Annotated in this window: 10 protein-coding genes; 3 read left to right on the forward strand and 7 right to left on the reverse strand. The window is 72.9% G+C overall.

From position 1 onward, the window contains the following. The first annotated feature begins 160 nt into the window (after positions 1 to 160). The 3 genes from PXH83_RS00380 (at position 161) to PXH83_RS00390 (ending at position 7,102) form a co-directional block, all read left to right on the forward strand. Positions 161 to 1,519 (forward strand): FAD-dependent oxidoreductase, encoded by a 1,359-nt coding sequence (locus tag PXH83_RS00380; RefSeq protein WP_274555338.1) that lies wholly within the window; start codon positions 161 to 163, stop codon positions 1,517 to 1,519. A gap of 910 nt (positions 1,520 to 2,429) precedes the next feature. Further along, on the forward strand, positions 2,430 to 4,151 hold the full coding sequence (locus tag PXH83_RS00385; RefSeq protein ID WP_274562612.1) for a S8 family serine peptidase: 1,722 nt from the start codon (positions 2,430 to 2,432) through the stop codon (positions 4,149 to 4,151). A 197-nt stretch (positions 4,152 to 4,348) separates the two neighbouring features. Next, complete coding sequence (locus PXH83_RS00390) at positions 4,349 to 7,102, forward strand: helix-turn-helix transcriptional regulator (protein WP_274555340.1); 2,754 nt, start codon at positions 4,349 to 4,351, stop codon at positions 7,100 to 7,102. A gap of 24 nt (positions 7,103 to 7,126) precedes the next feature. Here PXH83_RS00390 and PXH83_RS00395 read toward each other — a convergent pair whose 3' ends face one another. Genes PXH83_RS00395 through PXH83_RS00430 form a run of 7 tightly spaced genes read right to left on the reverse strand, consistent with a single transcriptional unit; the run spans position 7,127 to position 15,480 of the window. After that, on the reverse strand, positions 7,127 to 8,143 hold the full coding sequence (locus PXH83_RS00395) for a TolB family protein (RefSeq protein WP_274555342.1): 1,017 nt from the start codon (positions 8,141 to 8,143) through the stop codon (positions 7,127 to 7,129). Continuing rightward, positions 8,140 to 9,507, reverse strand: a complete 1,368-nt coding sequence (locus PXH83_RS00400; protein ID WP_274555344.1) for an MFS transporter — start codon at positions 9,505 to 9,507, stop codon at positions 8,140 to 8,142. Before PXH83_RS00400 ends, PXH83_RS00395 begins: the two co-directional genes overlap by 4 nt. Positions 9,508 to 9,524: 17 nt before the next feature. Beyond that, a complete protein-coding gene (locus PXH83_RS00410) occupies positions 9,525 to 10,715 on the reverse strand; it encodes an alkaline phosphatase family protein (RefSeq protein WP_338054692.1) in 1,191 nt (396 codons plus the stop codon). 23 nt (positions 10,716 to 10,738) lie between these two features. Further along, positions 10,739 to 11,632 (reverse strand): galactokinase, encoded by an 894-nt coding sequence (locus tag PXH83_RS00415; RefSeq protein ID WP_274555346.1) that lies wholly within the window; start codon positions 11,630 to 11,632, stop codon positions 10,739 to 10,741. A 4-nt stretch (positions 11,633 to 11,636) separates the two neighbouring features. Then, positions 11,637 to 13,508: a class I SAM-dependent methyltransferase gene (locus tag PXH83_RS00420; RefSeq protein ID WP_274555348.1), complete on the reverse strand. Its 1,872-nt coding sequence runs from the start codon at positions 13,506 to 13,508 to the stop codon at positions 11,637 to 11,639. Then, the gene (locus tag PXH83_RS00425) at positions 13,505 to 14,671 is read right to left on the reverse strand and encodes a glycosyltransferase (RefSeq protein WP_274555349.1); all 1,167 of its coding nucleotides are present in this window, start codon (positions 14,669 to 14,671) and stop codon (positions 13,505 to 13,507) included. Before PXH83_RS00425 ends, PXH83_RS00420 begins: the two co-directional genes overlap by 4 nt. Beyond that, positions 14,668 to 15,480 (reverse strand): alpha/beta fold hydrolase, encoded by an 813-nt coding sequence (locus tag PXH83_RS00430; protein ID WP_274555350.1) that lies wholly within the window; start codon positions 15,478 to 15,480, stop codon positions 14,668 to 14,670. Before PXH83_RS00430 ends, PXH83_RS00425 begins: the two co-directional genes overlap by 4 nt. Between the last annotated feature and the right edge of the window lie 7 nt (positions 15,481 to 15,487).

Genomic DNA, 15,487 nt, shown 5'->3' on the forward strand with positions numbered 1-15,487 from the left:
ACTGGTCCACACTGGTCATTAGCCCCCAAAAGTTACTTTCAGGTACACCGGAAAGGACCCCGGACAGCCCGGGGTCCCCACGGCACGCACGCAGAGCATCTCCCGCTATGCCGCCCACCAATGCCATGCTGGAGTCACCTTGCGGGAAGGAGCACCCGCCGTGCTTCGCGTCGCTGTAATCGGCTCGGGCCCCAGTGGGGTCTACGCCGCTCAGGCCCTGGTGCAGCAGGAGACGGTGCCCGACGTACGGGTGCACGTGCTCGACCGGCTGCCCTGTCCGTACGGACTGGTGCGCTACGGCGTCGCACCGGACCACGAGAAGATCAAGTCGTTGCAGAACAATCTGCGCACGGTGCTCGAACACGACCGGATCACCTTCGTCGGCAACGCGGAGGTGGGCTCGGCCGGGCTCACCACGGCGCGGCTCCTGGAGCTCTACCACGCGGTGGTGTACTGCGTCGGCGCAGCGACCGACCGCAGGCTCGGCATTCCGGGCGAGGAACTGCCGGGCAGCTACTCCGCGACCTCCTTCGTCTCCTGGTACAGCGCGCATCCCGACGCCGCCGCGAACGGCTTCGCGCTGGGCGCCCGGTCGGCCGTCGTCATCGGGGTGGGCAATGTGGCGGTCGACGTGGCCCGCATCCTGGCGCGCGGTGCGGACGAGCTGCTGCCCACCGATGTGCCGCAGCCCGCGCTCGACGTGCTGGCCGGCAGCCGGCTGCGCGATGTGCACATGGTGGGCCGGCGCGGTCCTTCGCAGGCGAAGTTCACCACCAAGGAGCTGCGGGAACTCGGCGCGCTGCCGGACGCTTCGGTGGTGGTACGGCCCGACGAACTCGCCCTCGATCCGGCGTACGTGGAGCCGGCGGTGTCCGCGGCCCTGCCCGCCGTTAACCGGCGCAATGTCGAAGTGGTGAGGGACTGGGCGACGAGCCCCGCGCAGCAGCGCTCACGCGTCATCCACCTGCGGTTCTTCCTCCGCCCCGTGGAGGTGCTGGAGGAGGACGGGCGGGCAGCCGGGGTGCGGTTCGAGCGGACCCTGCCGGACGGTACGGGTGGGGTGAGCGGCACGGGAACGTACGAGGACATCGAGGCCCAGCTGGTGCTCAGGTCGGTCGGCTACCGCGGCAGGCCGCTCCCCGGCCTACCCTTCGACCCGGCACGCGGCACGGTGCCGAACGCGGCGGGCCGCGTCCTGCGCGACGGGGTGCCGTCGCCCGGGGAGTACGTCGCGGGGTGGATCAAGCGGGGCCCGACGGGCGTGATCGGCACGAACCGCCCCTGCGCCAAGGAGACGGTGGCCTCACTGCTGGCGGATGCCCCCGAGCTCGCCCGCCGGCAGCTCCCGGAGGACCCGCTGGCCGTACTGCGGGAGTCGGGACTGCGCCTGGTCGAGTGGAAGGACTGGAAGGCGATCGAGGCGGCGGAGGCGGCGCTGGGGCTCTCGCTGGGCCGGGGGTCGGTGAAGCTCCACGAGTGGGCGGATCTGCTGGCTGCGGCGCACCGGGCGGCGGGCTGAGGGCCTCACCGGCTGGGGGTGTGGTCCCACCAGTCGGCCCTGAGCACCGGGCTGCGCCTGGCCAGCCGGCCGAAGGCGCCCGACGTCGGCCCTGGACGCCGGGCGCAGCAGGCTGCCCCGCCCATGGGCCCCGAGTTGGCCCTCCATGTCGGGCTGCGCCTCACTGCTGGGCCAGGGGGTGGAGGTGCCCCGACGTCGGCCTCTGGCCCCGGAGCGGCGTCCGGCTGACAGTCCGAGGTGGGTCGCTTAAGGGCCTGATCCGCCGGACACGCCCTAGGCGTGGGCCTTGGGCCCCCGGGTGGGGTGCGGGCCCCGGCGTCGGCTGTGGGCGCCGAGGCGGGGCGCTCGGGGGCGGATGGCGCCCCCGTTGCGGTGGCCCACAGGGAGAGCCCGGTGTCCCAGGTCGTCCCGAGCGGGTGGCCGATGCAGTACGCGGAGCCGTGCGTACGCCCTCTTCGCAGTGTTCGATGGCCGCCGCCGAACCGGCCTGTTCCGGGCCGGTAGTTGCGTAGTGCAGGTGTTGTGCGGAGTGGGCGGCCGGGGGGTTTGAGCAGAGCGGCGGGGCGTGGACAAGGGTTTTCCCCGTATCGGCTTCATCTCGTCTTTCCCTACTGTCTGTCCACCGGCGATCTTCGATTCCGTCGAAGCCGGTAACACCCCTCTGCCCCTGCCCTGACCCGGCCGGGGCGTGCTTCAGGCGTGCGGCGGCCGGTGGTGCCTCACATCAGCCATCGGCCCCGCATCGCAGCGCCTGCACAGCTCCGCTCACGAAGTGCGCCAACTGCCGCTCCGGCCTGCCCGGTTCCGGCTCTCGAAAGGGAACACCTTGCACGCTTCCAGACGAAGACTCATATCCGTCGTAGCGGCCTCCGCCACCCTGCTCGGGGCCGCCGCCACCTCCTCCGTCGCCATGGCACAGCCCGCCGCTCCGGCGGCTGCGGCAGCGGTATCCCCGACCCCCACCGCACCGGTCGAGAACCTGATCGTCGGGTACAAGTCGTCGGCCTCCGAGGCGCGTTCCAACAACGCGGCATCGGACGACGCCGAGGCAAAGGGCCGCAAAGCGGGCGAATCGCTGGAGTTCGAGCGTCGGCTGGGGACCGGCGCCGCGCTGGTCGACCTGGGCGGCAAGCTCGCGCCGGCCGATGCCGCCGACGTGATGGCGCAGTTCCGCGCGGACCCGGATGTGGCGTACGTCGAGCCGGACGCCCGGGCTTACGCGATGGCGGACCCGAACGACACCGAGTACGCCAAGCAGTGGGACCTGTTCGAGGCCACGGCCGGTATGAACGTCCCCGGCGCCTGGGCCACCACGACCGGCACCGGCGTGACCGTGGCCGTGATCGACACCGGCTACGTGGCGCACTCCGACCTGGCCGCCAACGTCGTGGCCGGCTACGACTTCATCACCAGCTCCACCGCCGCCCGTGACGGCAACGGACGCGACAACAACCCGGCCGACCAGGGCGACTGGAGCGCTGCGGGCGAGTGCGGCATCGGTTCCACGGCGTCCAACTCCTCCTGGCACGGCACGCACGTCGCGGGCACGGTCGCCGCGGCGACCGGCAACGCGAAGGGTGTCGCCGGTATCGCGTACGGCGCCAAGATCCAGCCGGTACGTGTGCTGGGCAAGTGCGGCGGCAGCACCTCCGACATCGTGGACGCCATCACCTGGGCGTCCGGCGGCTCGGTCCCCGGTGTCCCGGCGAACGCGACGCCCGCCAAGGTGATCAACATGAGCCTCGGCGGTTCGGGCGCCTGCGGCAGCACCTACCAGAACGCGATCAACGCGGCCGTCGGCCGGGGCACCACCGTCGTGGTGGCCGCGGGCAACAGCAACTCGAACGCGAGCGGCTTCTCGCCGGCCAGCTGCAACAACGTGATCAACGTCGCGGCGAGCAGCCGCAGCGGTGACCGCGCGTTCTACTCGAACTACGGCACCATCATCGACATCGCCGCCCCCGGTGGCGAGACCCGCCGGGCGACCGACACCCCCGGCACGATCACCACGCCGGAGAACGGCATCCTCTCGACGCTGAACACCGGCACCACCACCCCGTCGGCCGAGAACTACAAGCCCTACCAGGGCACCAGCATGGCCGCCCCGCACGTCGCCGGCCTCGCCGCACTGATGAAGGCGGCCAAGACCACGCTGACCCCGGCCGAGATCGAGTCGGCCATCAAGGCCAACGCCCGCCCGCTGGCCGGTACCTGCACCGGTGGCTGTGGCGCCGGACTCGCGGACGCGGCCAAGACGGTCCAGGCCGTCACCGGCGGTACGCCGACCGGGCCCACGTTCCAGAACACGGCCGACGTCTCCATCCCCGACAACGGCGCCGCCGTCACGTCGTCGATCACGGTCAGCGGTGTGACCGGCAACGCCCCGGCCGCCCTCAAGGTCGCCGTCGACATCAAGCACCCCTACCGCGGTGACCTCGTCGTCGACCTGGTCGCTCCCGACGGCACCACCAAGCGCCTGCAGAGCTCCTCCAACGACAGCGCCGACAACATCATCACCACGTACACCGTCGACGCCTCCGCCCTGGTCGCGAACGGCACCTGGAAGCTCCGGGTCCAGGACGTGGCGAGCGCCGACATCGGCTTCATCGACTCCTGGGGTCTCACCTTCTGACCACGCTGACCAGGCGAAAAGTCCGGACCAAGCACCACCACGGACCTGCCGACGCCCTGCGCGTCGGCAGGTCCGACGGCTTTTTCACGCCGGCACTGACGCCTGCGTCACACTCCTGTCCTGTTCCGCGAACGACCTCGTATTCTCGCGCTCACAGGAAAGGCACAGGGACGGGACCGAGAGGCTGGTGGCTGTGCGTGGCGGCGACCGCGAACGCTGACGCGCCCGTCGGGCGCGGTGAGCTCATCGCACTCCTCGACCGCGCGCTCGGCGCCGACGGCCGGGCCGTCCTCACCGGTACGGCAGGCGTCGGCAAGAGCGCGGTGGCGACGGCTGTCGCGGCTCTGGCCGAATCGCGCGGGGATTCCGTACTGCTGCTGGCCCCCGAAGAGGCCGACCGACGGATACCCGGGGCCTGTGCCGCCGCTCTGCTCGCTTCGGTGCCGCGCACGGCCCTGGACTCCCTGTCCGGACCACAGCGGCTGGCGATCGCGATGTTCCGGCGGGAGACCGACGCTCCGGACGACGGCTGGGACCGGATCGCGCTGCGGCTCGCGATCGTGGAGGTGCTGCGCGCACTCGCCGCGGTCGATCCGGTGCTGCTGGTGGTGGACAACGCGCAGTGGCTGGACGGAGAAAGCGTCGATCTGCTCCGTTTTGCCCTGCGGCTCACGCCTCCCCAGGTCCGCATCCTCGTGGCCGAAAGCGTCCAGGGCGGCGCACCGTTGGCGGAAGCCCTGTGCGGACCCGGCGCGCGGACCGTACTGGTGCCGCCGCTGGACGCCGACGAAGTGGCCGAGCTGCTCGTACGGCACAGCCTCCCGTCCCGCCTCGCGGGCCGGATCCACCGGGCCAGCGGCGGCAACCCGCGGCTCGCTCTGGCCCTCGGGCGGTCTCTGGCCGAGGCGCGTGAGCCCGTCCACCACGCGGACACGCTTCCGGTGTCGGGGCAGGCCCGCGAGGTCGCCCGGCGGCTGCTGGCCGAGGCGTCCGCCCCCGTGCACGGCACCCTGCTGCTGGCCGCGCTCGCCGCCCGGCCCACGACGGCGCTGCTCCGCCGGGCCGGCAGACCTGCGGCCGAGGCCGAACTGGCCGCCGCCGAGGAGGCCGGCCTGGTGACCGTCGAGGAGGACGGTGCGGTGGCCTTCACCGCCGGGGCGCTGCCCACGGTTCTGGCGGCGGATGCGGGCTGGACGGATCGCGCCGCGGGCCACGCCGCGCTGGCGGACGCGGTCGACGATCCGGTGGAGGCCGTACGTCACCGGGCGCTGGCCGTGGACACCCCCGACGAGGAGCTGGCCGCCGAGGTCGCCGACGCGGCGGCGGCCTGCCGGCGCCGGGGCAAGCGCGCCCTGGCGGCCGAACTCGGGCTGCTGGCCGCGGAACGCACCCCGCTGGACCGGCCGGCCGCCGAGCTGGCCCGGCTGGTCGACGCCGCCGAGGACGGTGGCTGCGCGGGACGCGCCGATCTGGCCCGCCGCGCCGCCAGGGCGGTCCTGGCCCGCGACGCCTCTCCGGCCGACCGGGTACGCGCCCGGCTGGCCGTCATCGACTCCGCCGGACAGGCGCTCGCCGACCTCGACGAGACCTTCGCACACGCGATGGCCGACGCCGCCGGTGATCCCGCGCTGCTGGCGCTGGTCCAGCTGCGGGTGGCGTGGAAGCTCAACCTGTGCGACGGGGACCCCGTACGCTCCTGCGCCGCCGCGGCCGAAGCGGGCGCCCTGGCGGCCGTCGGCGGCGATCACGTGGCCGAGGCGATGGCGCTGACCGTGCGCGCCCGGATGGGACGCATCCTGGGCGACCCGGCCGCCGAGGGGATCCTGGCCGAGGCGCTTGCCCTGCCCGCGCCCGAGGTACCGCTGGGGATGCGGAACGCCCCGCAGTACCTGGCGGTGCGGCACGCGCTCTTCGACGACCGGCTCGCCGACGCCAGGGCGCAACTGCTGGTGCTGCTGCCCGCGGTGGAACGTACCGGCTCCGCCGAGGACGTCTTCGAGGTCCTGCGGAGCCTTGCCGAGGTCGAGTTGCGCGGGGGCAGGTGCGCCGCGGCGCTCGCCCACGCACGCCGCTCCGTGGAGCTGACGATCGAGGCGGGCCTGTCACCAGGGCCCGCGTGGTACATCGCGGCCATGGCCGAAGCCATGGGCGGCAGCTTCGTCCGGGCCGCCGGGTACGCGCGGCGGGGAGTGCAGGCCTCCGAGGAGGAACACGACCAGGTGTTCCTGTCCCGCAGCCTGTACGCGCTGGGGCTGGTGGAACTGGTCACGGGCGAGACCACGAAGGCGGTCGCCACCCTGCGCCGGGTGGCCGATTCGGAGGCCGCTCAGCAGGTCGTCGACCCCTCGGTGCTGCGCTGGCACGGAGAGCTGGCCGAGGCGCTGGTGGCGGCGGACGCGCCCGACGAGGCGGTGGCGCTGATCGACGGTGTCCGTGAGGTCGCGGTCGGTCTGGGCCGGTCCGGGGTGGTGGCCGCCCTCGACCGCGCGTACGCGCTGGGCCTGGCCGCCGGTGGCGACGCGGGCGCCGCGGTCCGTCTCCTGGAGGACACCTCAGCGCGCTTCGCCGAACTGGACCTGCCCGTGGAACGCGGCCGGACCCTGCTCGCCCTGGCCCGTGTCGAACGGCGCCGCCGCAGGCGGGCCCCCGCGCGCACCGCCCTCCAGAGCGCGGCCGAAGTGTTCACCCAGGCAGGCGCGAGGCCGTGGGCGGAGCTGGCCTGCGAGTCTCCGGCCCGGCCGGACAGCGGCTACGGGCGTGAGGGGGCGCCCGTACTCACCGAGGCGGAGATGCGGTTGGCGGTGCTGGTCGGCGAGGGGGCGAGCAACCAGGAGGCGGCGGCGAAGCTGTTCCTCAGCGTCAAAACGGTGGAGGCCAGGCTGACCCGTATCTACCAGAAGCTGGATGTACGCTCCAGAGCCCAGCTGGCCACCGCACTGCGCGGAAGGTGACGCCCAGGACCTCTGGCGAGCCCCTCAGGGGAGCACGGCCGGAGACGTGCCGGACTTCACGGCCATGCGGGGTGTGCCGCCGCCGTCCGCAGGGACCGACCAGAGGTCGGCTCCGAAGTCGCCGGGCAGGGCGTAGAGAAGAGTGCGGCCGTTCAGCCACAGGGCCTGGTCGTCGACGCTTCTGCGCTCCGCGAGCGCGGTCTCACGGCCGGTACGCAGGTCCAGGACGTACAGCCGCCAGGGCGTACTGGCGGATGCGCCGGGGACGCGTTTCTTGAAGGCGACACGAGTGCCGTCCGGGGAGAGGGACGGGCATTCGACGTTCTCGCGCAGGGTCCGCAGTGTGCGCCGTCCCAGGTCGCCCTCGACGAGGTACGTACGGCCACGGGTGGCGAGGGTCGCGTAGAAACGGTTGTCGTCGGCGGCGAAAGTGACGCCCCAGAAGTTGTGGTCGGCGGCCCGGTGGCGGCGACCGTCCTTGATCACGGCGAACTTTTCCAGGTCGGGCCGGAGGCTGCCGGTGCGGCTGTCGTAAACGGCGGTACGGGTGGAGAAGGCGCTGCCCGCGTACGAGTCTCCGCTGACGAAGACCGTCCACGCCACCAGCCGTCCGCTCGGCGATACGCGGGCGCGAGTGGGCATCCCGGGCACCGGGAATGTACGGACGGGGCGCAACCGCGCGTCCAGCAGCACGGCTTCGTGACCGGGGACCACCCCGCCGGTGGCGCGGAGGCAGATGCCGGTACCGGCAGCCGCGTGGAAGCGCAGGCAGTTACGGGGCGCGGAGGTGCGGGGCCCTGCCGGGGTGGCCAGCGGGACGGAGGAGACGTGATCGCGTTGCGGGCCCCAGGCCAGGTTGCGGAAGAGCAGCCGCTTTGGCTGACGCAGCGTCACCACACCGGTTTGGGCGCCTGGTTCGCCCGGTCTGGCCTGATCACGTTCGGCCGCGCGGTCGGCGGCCCGCAGGGTGACGACGGCCGCGACCACGACCAGGACGGCGGTGACGAGCACGAGGACGAGCAGCCGAGCCCTGATGCTCATGAGGGACTCCGTCGGTGGAGGTGGCGGTGGCGGTGGAGGTGGGGGCGGAGGGTGGACAGGGCGGCGACCGCTGCCAGCGCGACGGCCAGACCGGCGGCGGCCACGGTCAGGGCGCCTTCCGGCCCGAAGTACATCCAGCCCGCGCCGAAGAGCAGTGAGCCCGCGAAGCGGGCGAGGGCTTGCGCGGTCTGGACGAGCGCGAGGCCGCTCGCCCTCAGGTCCGTGGGCAGCAACGGGCCGGCGGCGGCCATCAGTACGCCGTCGGTGGCCGCGTAGAACGCGCCGAGCAGTACGAGTACGGCTCCGGCCGCCGCCAGTCCGCCGCCCCAGGGGGTGAGCAACAGCACGTACGCGATGAGCAGCGCCCCGTGCCCCGCGAGGAAGACCTGCCGACGGCCGATCCGGTCGGCCAGGTGCCCCAGCGGCACGGCCAGCAGCAGGAATCCGGCGGCGGCGCCGACGGGCAGCAGCGGGAAGTACGGGGCGGGCAGGTCGAGGCGGCGCTGCAGCAGCAGATAGAGGAACGAGTCGCTGACGGTGACCACGCCGAGCAGCGCGGCGATCAGACACAGGCGAGGCAGGCCCGAAGTGCGGGCCAGGGAACGCAGGGCACCCGGCCGGTGCCTCTTCTTGTCAGTGTCCTTGTCCCGATTCTTGTCCGCGTTCTTGTCCCCGTTCTTGTCCGCGCCCTTCCTCCGGGCCGTAATGGTGGAGGACGGCTCCCGTACGAACAGCACGAGCAGCAGTACGCCGAGTGCTGCGGCGCAGAAGCTGACCACGAACACGGCGTCGTAACCGTCACGAGCGGCCCACAGCACGGCGAAGGCCGCGAGCGGGCCGAGCAGCGCGCCCGCGGTGTCCATCGCCCGGTGCACCCCGAAGGCGCGGCCCTGCTCCTCGGGCAGGCAGGACAGGGAGATGAGTGCGTCGCGCGGGGCGGTGCGCAGCCCCTTGCCGGTGCGGTCGGTGGCGAGTACCGCACCGACCGCCCACGGCGTCGTGGCCGCGAGCAGGGCGAGTTTGCAGCCGGCGGACACGGCATAACCGGCGCCCGCCACCAGCTTGCGGCGCTGGGCGCGGTCGGCGACATGGCCACCGGCCAGCCGGGACAGGGCACTTGCGCCCTGGTAGAGGCCGTCGAGGGCGCCGAAGGCGAGCGGGGACATGCCGAGGCCGACCACGAGATACAGCGGCAGTACGGCGGTGACCATTTCTGCTGAGACATCCGTGACCAGGCTGACCGCGCCGAGGGCGATGACGTTGCCGGCGACGGCGCGGCGGGTCCTGGTGCCGCGCGGCGGGCGCGGCCGCGTGCGGCGTACGCCCGCCGTGGTGTCGGCGGCCCGGCTTGCCGACAGGTACACGGGTGACTCCCTTCCGGTCAGAACCAGTTGACGGTCAGCGGGAAGGCCGCGTTCGACGAGGCTCCGGCGGAGTCGGTGGCCGTTGCGGTGATCTGGAGTGTGCCGGTCTGCCAGGGTTTGCCGGTGATACGGCCGGTGGCGCTGTCGATGCTCAGGCCGAACGGCAGTCCGGTGGCGCTGTACTTGAGGGGTGGTTTTCCGCCGGTGGCGGTGATCTGGATCGTGCAGCTCTGGTTGAACTTGCAGGTCTGCGTACCCGGGTTGGACACCTTCAGGTCCCCGTCCGGCGGCGGAGTCGTACCGTCGCCGAAGACCTCGCTGATGGGGGTGGCGCTCGCCGCATTGCCGGCGTGGGTGGTGCCGAAGAGGTCCTCGAAGGTGCGCAGCAGGTTGTAGTGGTTGTACGCGCTGCTGTACTTGCCCTGCTTGACCTTGGCGCCGGAGAAGACCGTGGCGATCTGGTTGGAGCCGAGGAAGTTGTCCTCGTCCCACGTGAGCACCAGCAGGCTGTTGTTGGCCTTGGCCCACTGCGCGTAGGCGTCGAGGTTGTTCTTCACCCAGGTGTCTCCGGTGCTGACCGGGCACGAGTGCATGTCGTTGCACTGGTTGGGGACGACGAACGACAGATGAGGCAGCTGGGAGAAATCGCTCTTCGGGAACTGCGCCCAGGTCTTTCCGGTGTTGAGGGGCACGTTCTTGAAGGCGAACCAGGGGTTGTGCTTCTGCGCGTACTGACCGCTGGTGCAGACCGTGGACCCCTCGCTCGGCAGGTCTTCGTTGTACGTGGCGAAGGTCTTGCCCGCGGCGATCAGTTCCTGCCCGAGGTTGGCGGCGCTCATCGACTGCGGGGTGTAGCAGCCGTCGCCCGTGATGCCCTGGGTGGCGCCGGAGAAGAGGTTGAAGTAGTTCGGCTGGCTGGGGTGGGTCAGGGCCTTCATGGCGGTGAGGCTGGCGCCCGCGTTCGCGAGCTGGTTGATGTACGGCGCGTTGGCGCTGCCGATGATCTCGCCGTACTGCTTGTTCTCGAAGACGACGACTACGACGTGGTCGTAACTGGGCAGCGCGGCGGGCGCGGGGGCCTGCGCGGCGCTCGAATCGGATACGCCGAAGGCAGCGACCAGGGCCAGGGTGCTGAAGATCCCGGCGGCGGTTGCCCGCCACGTCCTGGACCGGGCCGGTGTCCGGTCCGGCAAGGCTCTTGGTTTCATGGGGTGTTCCTCCTTGTCCTTTCTCACTCTTCGCGGCGGGCCGCGCCCGCCACGGTGATGTTCACCAGGCGCGGCACGGGAAGTCCGCGGCTGCGGAACTCCTCGGCCACACCGGTACGTACGGCCGCCAGCCGGTCGTACGGCAGCAGCACCAGCCCGCTGCGCTCCGGCTGCGGACCGGGCCACCAGTCGGCGGTGGCACCCGCACGCCGCGCACACGCCACAGCGCGCCGGACATCGCCCCCGCCCGGGCTGTCGCCGCGCGTCACCAGCAGCATCAGCCGCGCCCCGTACTCGGCCGGGTCGAGGCGGACATGGCGTCGGCCTCCGTGGCCTCCGCCGAGCAGCAGAGCCCGGCCGGGCCGGGCGAACAGCACGGCCTGGCGCAGCGCGTTGTCGCCGTCGGGCGCGGCGTCCCGGACGAGGGCGGCCACCCTGCCGCGCGGTGGGCGCGGCCTGGCGGGGCCGGTGTGCGGGCGGGCGTACAGGTCGGCGACCGCGAGCGCCACGGCGCACTCCAGCGGTTCGGCGCTCGAAAGACCGGTCGCGGCGGTCAGCGTGGAGTGGATGTGCAGGTCGATTCCGCCGCGGCCGTATCCGGCGCGGGCCATGGTGCGCAGGAGGGTGTAGGTGCGGGCGGCCCAGGCGGGGTGGGGCTGCGGCGGTCCTGTGAGCGGGAGTTCGCAGCTCTGTGCGGGGTGGGCGAGCGAGCTCAGCCGTACGAGACCGTCGTCCCGTGGCGCGGCGGCGGCTGCCACGGGCCAGCCTGCGGCGGCGACGAGGTGCGGCGAGCCGAGGTGGAAGGCGTGCGGGGCGCTCCACACCGTGGCCGGGGGTCGGTCGTGCGCCGATTCGAGGGCGTACGCGACGAGCCGGAAGAGCGGGTCGGCGGTGTGGCGGCGGGCGAGGTCCAGCACGTACTCACCTTCCTTCCGTGTCGGCGGGTGTCCTGCGGGCGAGCAGGCGGTAGGCGTTGCCGCCGTCGGTGGCACGGGCCACCGACGAACGCACTCCGTCCAGGGCCGCAGCGGCGGCGTAGCACGGCAGCGACACGGTCTGCACGGCCGCACGGAACGCCCGCCCCGCCGGGGTGGCGCGGCCAGGGCCCCAGGGGGCGTACGGGTCGGGAGCGAGGCGGTTCGCGGTGAGGAGGACGGCGCCGAAGAAGTCGCAGGACTGGTGGGCGGCGCCGTGCTCCTCGGCGAGGACGGTGAATCCGCGCTCTGCCAGCGCACGGCGGAGGTTGGCGACCGGGATGAGGTGCTGGTGCTGGGGCTGGAACCAGGGCAGCCAGGCGGGGCCCAGGAGGCGGGCGAGGCGCGATTCGGGGTCGGGCAGCTCGATGAGCAGATGTCCGCCGGTGGGCAGTACGGCGGCGGCCGCGTCGAGTTCGGCGAGCGGGTCGCGGGTGTGCTCCAGGTAGTGGTACATGCTGACCGTGTCGTAGCGGTGGGCGAGCCCGGCGGCGAGGTCGGGGAACTGGCCGTGGTGGGCGGCAGTGACCCAGCCGCGCGCCTCCGCCTCCCGCACGGCGGCAGCCATGTCCAGGCCGTCGAAGCGGGTGTCGGGCCAGACGTCGCGCGCGCTGTCGCAGAAGTGGCCGTGCCCGGTGCCGACGTCGAGCCAGGCGGCGGGCGTCCCGAAGGGTTTCAGCATTTCGGCGCGGTCGCGGTACGAGCGGCCCATCCTGGCGAACACGACGTCGGCGCCGCCGTCACCGAGGCCGTCGTAGAAGTCGCGGTAGTAGAAGTCGAGGCCGTCGAGGGAGAGGCGGGGGTTCTGGAAAACGTGGCCGCAGTCGCCGCACTGTTCGAGGGTGAACCGGCCAGGCTTGCCCTGGAACAGGTCGGGGACGCGGGTACGTACGGAGAGACGGTCGGAGCCGCACCAGGGGCAGTCGGGGCGACGGTCCTCGAAGAACCGGTCGGTGCCGGCTTTCAGTTCGGCGGTGTAGTACGGCCGGAGCTCCTCCAGTTCGGGCGACGGTCCGGGGCCGGGGCGGGCGCTCACGGCGGTACGGAGTGCGGCGCCGAGGGAGTGCAGGGGACGCGCGGCGGCGGCCCGGGGCAGGTCGGCCGGGCGCAGAGGGCTCCGGGGACCGCCGAGGACGAGGACGGGCTGCACGCAGTAGAGAGCGGCGGCCGCAGCGCCGCAGCGCCGGTCCTCGAAGGCCGCGCGCAGGAGCAGGGCCAGACCGACCAGTTGGGCGGTGGCCACCAGGCCCGGGGGCAGCCCTTGGGCGCGGAGCTCTGCGGCCCGCAGACTGAGGTCGGGGGTGGGGGCGGCCAGGCCGGGGGCGATGGCGACGCCGGTCGCGGTGGCGGCGTACTCCTTCAAGCGCTTGAGGAGGGTGTGGAGTTCGGCGGTGCCGAGGTCGGTACCGAGTTCGGTGCCGGGATCGATTCCGGCTCGGCGCCGGACGTCCTCGCCGACGAGTACGGCGTGCCCGGCGCCCCGGCCCTCGGCCGTGCGGGCATAGCGGTGGGCGCTGAGGTCGAGGATGCGGAGCAGGCTCAGAGCGCGCTCCGTGTCGAGGAGGCCGGGCAGCAGGTCGAGTACCTGCAAGCCGGTTCGTTCAGCGTGGGCGACGGCGGCGAGGAAGGTGGCGTCGTCGACTTCGACACCGCGTGCGGTGATCAGGTGCCATTCGTTCCGGGGCGGGCTGCTCGCCTCGGGGGCAAGGTCCAGGACTGGTACGGCGGCCAGTCTGCGGCGGGCGCGCACGGTCCCGGCGGTGAGTCCGGCCAGCGCAACGAGAGCCGCCCATGGGACGCGGGTACGGGGCTGTGTCATGTCAGCTTCTCCAACCGGTCGGCCGCGGCCACGGCACCGCCGGCCGCGGCGAAGGACGCCTGGATGCGGCGGGCGGCGTGGCGGTGCGCGGGGTCGTCGAGTACGGCTTCGAGTGCGTCGCGCAGCTCGCCCGCGCGGGCCCGGCCGAAGCGCACCCGGACGCCTGCTCCGGCCGCCTCGACCTGCTGGGCGACGATCGGCTGGTCGTCGCGGATCGGCGCGACGACCAGGGGCAGGCCGTGGGCGAGGGCCTCGCAGACGGTGTTGTGGCCGCCGTGGCTGACGACGGCGTCGAGGTGCGGGAGCAGCTGGAGTTGGGGGACGTACTCCTGGAGAAGGACGTGGTCCGGCACCTCGCCGACGGCGTCCGCGGGCGCGGCCAGGATCAGCTGGACGCGGTCGGCCAGCTGATCCACGGCCCGCAGGACCGTGGCGTAGAACCGGCCGCCCGCCTCCCGGTTGAGCGTCCCGAGCGAGACCAGAACCCGGCGTCGTACGGGATCCAGCCGCTGCCACGGGAAGGACGAGCCGTCCGAGGGGCGCGGGCCGAGGGCCGGGCCGACGAAGGCGTAGTGCTGGGGGTACATCTCGTCGGCGCCGACCAGTTCGGGCGTGGAGAAGACAAGGACCAGGCGGTCCGAGAAGCGCGCGTCCCAGCCCGCGGGCGCCCCGCAGGCCGCGAGCAGTCCGGCGATCCGGTCCGCCACCCACTCCCCCACCCGGGGGAAGCCGGCGAAGGGCCGGGTGAACTCCGCCGAGGTCGACGCGGACGTCACCCACGGCAGCCCGCGTCGCCCCGCGACCACAGCTCCGGCGAGCGCCTGCTGATCGACGACGAGTACATCGGGGGCGTACGCGTCGACCGCCCTCTCGACGCCGGGCAGCATGGCGTGGGCGAGCGGGATGATCGCCTCCTCCCACAGGAAGCGCAGGGCTGCGACGCCGCGCAGGTCGCGCCAGTGCTCGTGCAGCGTGCCGTAGCCGCCGGTTTCCGCACTGTCGCCGGAGGGGTACAACTCGGCGCCTGCGGGCAGCAGTTGATGCAGTACCTCGGCCGGGCCCGTCCAGGCGACGTCGTGTCCGCGGGCGGTCAGCTCGGCGGCGACGGCGACCGTGGGGTTCACGTGTCCGGCGAACGGCGGGACGACGAAGAGCAGCTTCATACCGTCACCGCCTCGGGCTGCTGCCGCGCGGGCTCGGCGAGTCGGTCGAGCACCGCCCGCCGGAGCTCGTCGGTGCCGCCCTTGAGTACGTCGTGTCCCAGGCCCGGCAGGACGCGGACGGTGCAGTGGGCTGCATGGCGGGCCAATTCGCGGGCGCCGGGGAGCAGTTCGGAGTGCTCGCCGCAGACGGCCAGCACGGGGCAGCGCACTCGGGCGAAGTCCTCTGGCGTGAAGGGCCGGGCCGCCGCGATGTCGTCGATCAGGGTGGTGCGGTTGAGGAGTTCGTCGGCGGTGGCGGTCAGGCGGGCGGCCTTGCGCGCTCCGATCGAGGCGAGTTCCTGCGGCACGTGGCTGCCTTCGAGGTCGAGGGCGGCGACGGAGAGCGTGTCGAGCATGTTCTCGATCCAGAGGCCGCTCAGCGGGGCCTCGATGAGGACGAGCCCGGCGACGAGGCCGGGGTGGGCGAGCGCGGTGTGGAGTGCGAGCATGCCGCCGTAGCTGTTGCCTATGAGGTGTACGGGGCGCTCGTCGAGGCCGAGGGCGGCGAGCAGGGCGGTCAGGTCCCGTACGGCGGTGTCGGTGTCGTACCCGGCGGGCGGCCGCTCGCTGCGACCGTGGCCGCGCAGGTCGTACAGGACGACGTCGTGCCCGGCCCGGGAGGCGGGGACGGCGAGGGTGCAGTAGAAGCTTGAGAGGTTGTCCACGACCAGGCCGTGGAGGAAGACGGCGACGGGTTCGGTGGAACTGCGGTCACGGCCCGGCAGCCGCTGCACGTGGAGGCGTACGGAGTTGGCGAGGATCTCGGCCATGGCGGGC

It is taken from the genome of Streptomyces spiramyceticus, from assembly GCF_028807635.1.
GTDB lineage: Bacteria > Actinomycetota > Actinomycetes > Streptomycetales > Streptomycetaceae > Streptomyces > Streptomyces spiramyceticus.